The sequence below is a fragment of the Variovorax sp. 20P10.2.4 genome, assembly GCF_058244205.1.
Window position 1 is genome coordinate 1 of the sequence record NZ_JBZAYE010000450.1, and the last position, 6,118, is coordinate 6,118.

Here is a 6,118-nt window from a genome sequence, read left to right on the forward strand (position 1 = left end):
GTTCCCGCGAACCGTGCGCGCCTGCGAGGGCGGCCCGGTTCCCCTGCGTTCGTCCGTCTCTTTCGTCCACAACGTCTTCACACCAGGAGTCACGCCATGAAAGCTCGCAAGATCCGCAATCGGGGCGCCCGCAGGCCCGCCACCAGTCTCAGCCGCATCGGTTCCGCGGTCGCGGTCGCGCTGCTCGCCGCCGGCGCCGCGCAGGCGGCCGACACCAGCGTGAGCAACACGCTCAACGGCTCGGTGTCGGGGGCGTCGACGGCGAACTCGCAGCCCTCCAACACCAACGGCGTGACGGCGGGGATCACGGGCGCCGTCGGCGGCACCACGGTCAGCGGCACGCCGGCCAATCCGAACCCGATCGCGGCCAGCACCACCGGCAACCTGATCGGCGCCAGCGCCGCCGGCAACGACTTCGCGAACGCGATCCAGCCCGCCTCGGGCAGCCCGGCCTCCACGCCGGTCGACAACGCGGCCTCGCTGGGCGTGGCCACCAACAGCGGATCGATCGCCGCCGGCGTCGCCAACAGCAGGCTCGCGGTCGAGCTCAACAACTTCACGAGCGGCAGCGCGGCCGCCACCGACAACACGATCTCGGCCTCGACCGTGATCAACAAGGGCAGCTCGCTGGTGACCGGCGGCGCGATGGCCGGCGCCGTCGGCATCACCGGCGGTGCGGCGCTGACCTACCCGGGCGGCTCGCCGCTGTTCGACGCGCAGGGCAACATCGTCGTGACCTCGCTGCAGCTGGGCACCGGCCCGGCCTCGGGCGCGGGCTTGGCCAACAACAGGGTCGACCTGGCGCTGACCTCGACGATGGCCAATGCCGTGACCGTGGGCGCCTCGCTCGACCGCAACACGCTGTCGGCCACGCTCCGGGGCAACAGCGCGAGCAGCGCGGCCGAGATCCAGTCGGGCGCGGCGCCGAGCTTCGCGGGCTCGGCGGTGGTGTCGAACCTGCAGGCCAACGGCAACGGCATCCTCGCGGCGGTCACGCATGCGGCCGACAACACCAACTCGACCGTGCAGGCGCTGGTGACGGGCGCGCCCGCGGGCGTGGTCAACGAACTGCGCGGCTCGCTCTCGGTGCAGGGCAACACCATCTCGAGCGCCGCCACCGGCAACGAGGCGCTCTCGGCCACCGCCGGCAGCGCGGGCAACCGCATCGTGATGAACGGCGTGTCGGTGGTCGCCGCGACCCCGCCCGTCACGCCGGTCAACGCCAGCGTGCACGGCGGCACCGCCGTCACCACCACCCTCGATGCCGACCTGGCCGTGCTCAACAGCCAGGGCAACCTGCGCTCCAGCGTGCTGGCACAGACCATCAACGGCCAAGTGCTCGCGGGCGTGCAGTCCATCGACGGCGGCAGCGTCACGCTCAAGGACAACAGCGTGAGCGCCGCGGCCACCGGCAACATCGCCTCGAGCGCGATCCTGCCCGGCACCACCGCGGCCAGCTTCACGGCCACGGCGGGCATCTCGAACCAGCAGGCCAACACCGAGTCGACGGTGTCGGCCGTCGCCAGCGGCAGCGTCATCGCGGTGCAGACCGGCGATGCCACCGGCCAGACGAAGGCCAGCACCGTGACCGTGGCGAACAACAGTTCGGCGGTCGCGGCGCGCGGCAACCAGATCAACCAGGGCCTGGCGCTCGACGCCAACACCGTCGCGCTGGGCAGCGACGCGGTGGCGCTCGGTGGCGGCACCAGCGCCGACGGCCGCGTGTCGGCCACCGGCGCCGTCACGCTGACCAACCTGCAGGGCAACTACAACGGCAGCACCGTCACGGCGATCAACGGCGGCTCCAAGGTCTGGCTGGTCGCGAACGGACCGGCCACGGTGGCCGACAGCGCGCTGTCGCTCACCGGCAATCGCCAGGAGGCGGTGGCGGTCGGCAGCGGCGCCACCAGCGACCTGTCGATCAAGGGCAATGCGGTCGGCACCGGCGCCGGCATCGCCAGCGTGCAGATGAACGATGCCACCTCCTCGGTCGGCGCGGTGCTCAGCGTGCCCGAGGCCCGCGTCGCCGTGTTCGGCAACCTGTCGGGCGGCTCGGCCGCGGTCAGCGACAACCTGCAGCGCGCGATCGCCTACGGCAACTCGGCCACCAGCACGCTGGGCGTGCAGGCCGGCAATGTCACGGTGAACCCGTCCACGGACGTCGCCTCGACCATCACGGCCAACCTCGGCAACAACCTGCCCTTCGACAACAGCCTGGCCACGCAGCCGGCGGTGAATGCCTCCTACGCCATCCTCGGCAGCCAGTCGATCCAGTCGACGGTGGGCACCACGGCCAGCGGCGTGAATTCGTTCGCGGCCTCGGTGAGCGGCGACGTGGCGTCGGCCAGCCTCGGCAACGACCGCAACGCCTTCGTCGCCGCGAGCTACGGCAACGACGCGGCCAACGGCCTGAAGCTCGCGGCCAACCAGATCGCCTCGAGCGACTTCGCCTCGGTGGCCAACGTGACCAACGTGCAGTCGGTGGCCGGTGCCAACACCAAGGTCGAAGCCAACACGGTCGGCGGCAACGTGGTGCGCACGGTGGTCGGCGGCGGCCTGCAGGACGCCTCGGTCTCGAGCAGCGGCAACACCACCCAGGCCCTGGCCTACGGCAGCCGCGCCACTGGCAACACGGTGGACGTGACGGCCACCTCGATCGACACGGCGGGCTTCGTGCTCTCGGGCGCCACCGTCACCGGCGGGGTCGCGACCACCGATGCCTCGTTCAGCGTGCAGAACGCGCAGTCGGGCCAGGGCACGGTGGCGGCCACGCGCAGCGGCGGGCCCGAGGTGCTGACGCAGATCGCCTTCGGCGTCGGCAATTCGAAGATCGATGCCGACAACAACACCACCGCGGCCGCCGCGACCAGCAACAGCGCGGTCAACGGCGTGCGGCTCGGTGCGGCCGGCATCGCCACCACCACGGCGGTGCAGAACCTGCAAATCACCACCGCCAAGACCACCTCCGAGCTCGGACTCGAGGGCGGCGCGCTGACCGACCAGGCCGGGGTGCAGCTCGCGGTCAGCGGCAAGGGCATCGTCGACTCGCAGCTCTCGGTGGACGGCAACGCGGTGCGCGGCGCGGCCACCGGCAACACGGCCGTCAACGGCATCGACGTGAAGGGCAACACCATCGACACGGGCGGCGTGCTGCCGGTGGCCGCGGCGGCCAACGCCGCGGTGCTGACCGGCGCGCTCGGCGACCATGCGCTGTCGAACGCGCAGCTGATGCTGAGCACCGCGACGATCTCGTCCAAGGCGGCCGGTGCCTTCGGCATCGACACCGCGCCGGGCACGGGGGTCAACGGCAGCACGCTCAGCGTGTCGAACAACGCCCAGAGCGCGAAGGCGGTGGCCAACAGCGCCAGCAACGACATCGCATTGGCGGCCGGCAGCGTCTCGGCCACCTCGGCGCTGCAGTCGGGCCAGGCCAGCCTGGCGGCGGTGGAGGCGCGTTCCTTCGTGCAGGCCTTCGCGCCGGCCTCGGTGTCGAGCTCGTCGGTGACGATCTCGGGCAACGCCAACAGCGCGCTGGCCGTGGTCAACGACGCGACCAGCCGCATCGCCGTCGCGGCCGACACCACGGCCAACGCGATCCTGCCCACGCTGGTGCTGCAGACCGCGGGGCCGGGCGACGGGGGCGCGGTCGCCATCCATGCGCTGATGAACCGCCAGTCGGCCGCCACCTCGGCCAGCGCGACCGCCGACAGCGCGATCTACAACGACGACCGCGCCGTGCCGGGCGGCCCGGGCGTGGTCGACAGCGCGGTCGCGATGTCGGGCAACCAGACGCTGGCCGAGGCCGCGGGCAACCGCGCGGGCAATGCGGTGTCGCTCACGGGCGGTGCGTCGCAGGGTGCCACCACCGGCCTGCTGAACTCGCAGGCCAGCAGCGCCGCCGTGGGCGGGGTCGCCAACAACACGACCCGGCTGACCCTGAACGGCACCACCGCGCTGATCGACAGCAGCGCCACGCTCGAGGGCAACACCACCGGCGCGGCCGCCACCGGCAATGCGTCGACCAACAGCATCGAGGTGAAGGGCGGCGCCATCGCCACCGGCCTGGCGGGCTCCGCCGGGACCACGGCCGCGGGCTCGGCGGTGCTCGCGAGCGCCGACCATGCGCTGGTCAACGTGCAGGTGGGCGCCGGCCCGGTGGGCGCGATCGCCACCGGCAGCATCGGCATCGACACCACCGGTACCGCCGCGGTGCAGGGCGCGACGCTGAGCGTGTCCGACAACCGGCAGAGCGCGCGCGCCGCCTCGAACACCACGGTCAACGGCATGACGCTCTCGGGCGCCAACGTCGATGCGCGCGCGGTGGTCCAGTCGACGCAGGTCGGCCAGGCGGCGGTCGCGGCCAGCTCGAACTCCGAGCTGTTCGCGCCGGCCGCGTCCTCGGGCTCGTCGGTGCGGATCTCGGGCAACACCAACACGGCGCTGGGCGTGATGAACGACGCGACCAACACGCTCGACGTGAAGGCCGCCAACCTGCAGCCGGCGGCGACCACGGGTGCCGTGGCGCTGTCGGAAACGGCGGCGGGCGGGCAGACGGCCACGGGCGACCACCTGGTGGCGAACCGCCAGGCCGCGTCGACCTCGGTCACCAGCAGCGCCAGCACCGCGATCTACAACGACGACCGGCTGGTGCCGAACACGGCGGGGCTGTTCAACGGCGCGCTGACGATCTCGAACAACAGCACGCTGGCCGAGGCCTCGGCGAACCGCGCGATCAACACCGCCACGGTGGCGGGCGACGCGACGCAGGGCGCGAGCGTGGGGGTGTCGAACGCGCAGACCAGCAGCGCGGTGGTGACCTCGTCGGCCGTCACGGCCGCGGGCGTGACGCTCGCGGGCACCGATCCGCTCAACGCGGGCAGCGTGGCCCTCAACGGCAACACCACCTCGGCGCTGGCGCGCGGCAACGCGGCCACCAACCTGGTCGACTCGAGCGCGGGCGGCAGCTACGGCGGCGCGGCCCCGAGCGGCAGCGTGGGCTTCGTGGCCTCGCCGCTGGCGCTCAACCTCGGTGCCAGCGTGGGTGTGCTCAACAGCCAGACCAACAGCGGGCAGGTGAGCGCGTCCAGCACGAACACCAGCTACCAGGTGGCGCTCAACGCGACCGGCCCGGGCACGCTCAACGGCAGCGTCGGTGTCTACGGCAACACGCTGAGCGCGCAGGCCTTCGGCAACAGCGCGACCAACCGCGTGACGCAGACCGCGCTGAATACCGGCACGGCGAGCGCGGCGGTCGGCAACTACCAGGTCAACAGCGGCGCGGTGTCGGCCACGGTGACGACGGTGAACTTCGGCGTCGGCGTGGTGGGACCGGTGGGCAGCAGCACCTTGCGCACCACGGGCAACCAGGTCACGGCCTCGGCCACCGGCAACTCGGCGACCTCGTCGATCCTGTCGCGCTGAGGGGGGCGCGGGCCCGCGGGCCCGCCGCATGAAGAAAGACGAAGGCCGCGGCCGGACGCCTGTCCTGCCGCGGCCTTCGCACGCCCGGAGCGCTCAGGACTTCTTCGCCGGGCCCATCGACTTGCGGAGTTCCGCGCAATAGTCCTTCTCGGGCAGCGGCGGCGTGCGCCAGGTGCGGTCGTAGCCGGCCGATGCCGCGTCGGCACCGGCGGGCGCGGCGAGCAGGTGCACGGCCTTGAACGAGACCTCGTTCGGCAGGTGCTGCGCCACGCCGAGCTGGCGGTCGACATGGCCCGCGCCCGCGATCAGCAGCACGGTGCGGCCCGGCTGGCGCGCCTTGACGATGGCCTGCGCCATGGCGCGGTCGCGGCCGACCTGGATCCGGGTCATGGGCACGATCTGCGATTCGGGCAGCAGCTTGCAGTGGCCCTCGCGCACGGCGTCCTGCTGCGCGGTGTAGGCCTCGCCGTTGAGCTGCACGTCGAGCGAAACGTCGGCCATCGCGTCCTTCATGCGCGCGCGCGGCAGGTTGGCGCCGACCACCGGCACGCCGGCGCGCACCGCGGCCATCACGGCCGGACCGTAGTCGGCCCAGGGCCAGGCCTTGTCGTTCCAGCTCAGCGCGGTGCGCACCTGGGCCTCGGTGGCGGCGGCCGGCAGGTGCGCGGTGCCGTTGCCTTCCTCGGCCATCTCGAGC

Annotated in this window: 2 protein-coding genes; one reads left to right on the top strand and one right to left on the bottom strand. The window is 72.6% G+C overall.

The annotated features are described in order from the left end of the window. The first annotated feature begins 96 nt into the window (after positions 1-96). Complete coding sequence (locus tag AC27VN_RS29885; protein ID WP_490878890.1) at positions 97-5,421, top strand: beta strand repeat-containing protein; 5,325 nt, start codon at positions 97-99, stop codon at positions 5,419-5,421. Positions 5,422-5,514: 93 nt separating this feature from the next. Here AC27VN_RS29885 and AC27VN_RS29890 read toward each other — a convergent pair. Continuing rightward, positions 5,515-6,118, bottom strand: a 604-nt coding sequence (locus AC27VN_RS29890) for a ChaN family lipoprotein (protein ID WP_490878891.1), incomplete at its 5' end; no start/stop codon positions are given.

Bases quoted from the DNA above. Each gene is read 5' to 3' on its own strand.
- AC27VN_RS29885 (WP_490878890.1), top strand. From the start codon at position 97: ATGAAAGCTCGCAAGATCCGCAATCGGGGCGCCCGCAGGCCCGCCACC.